At 77.5% G+C, this 395-nt stretch carries 1 protein-coding gene; it reads right to left on the bottom strand.

Going from position 1 to position 395, the window contains the following annotated elements; translation table 11 throughout:
* Nucleotides 1-395 (bottom strand): hypothetical protein (locus BJP32_RS17425; protein ID WP_198935319.1); only part of this gene is annotated, 395 nt, incomplete at both ends.

Raw genomic sequence — 395 nt, 5'->3', positions numbered from 1 at the left:
GTCTCGGTGTGGGCGTCCAGGAGCAGCAGCTCGAGTTCGATCGTCAGGCGCAGTCGTCGGTCGTCGGCCAGGCCGTGGGCGTGGTCGAGCAGCCGGCGCGCCCAAGCGGTGCGCGTGGCGTGCCGCGCTGCGACGCCGGCCGCCAGCAGGCGCCTGGCCCGATCGGGGCGCCGAGGCGAGAGCTCGGCCGCGCGCTCGAGCGCGCGGGCGGCGGCGACCCGTCCACCACGCAGCTCGAAATCCGAGGCGACGTCTTCGAGGTCCTGCGCGCACGCCTCATCCTCGGCGACGGCGGCCGAGGCCCGGTGCCAGGCCCGGGCCCCGCGCGTGACCGACGCCGTGGCGATCGCGGCGTGGCAGCGTCGGCGCTCCTCGACGCTGGCGCCGTGGTGCAC

Origin of the sequence: Brevundimonas sp. ZS04, from assembly GCF_001956865.1 — a bacterium.
Lineage (GTDB): Bacteria > Pseudomonadota > Alphaproteobacteria > Caulobacterales > Caulobacteraceae > Brevundimonas > Brevundimonas diminuta.
Note: the sequence above shows the minus strand (reverse complement) of the source record. Positions and strands in the feature narration are given on the sequence as shown.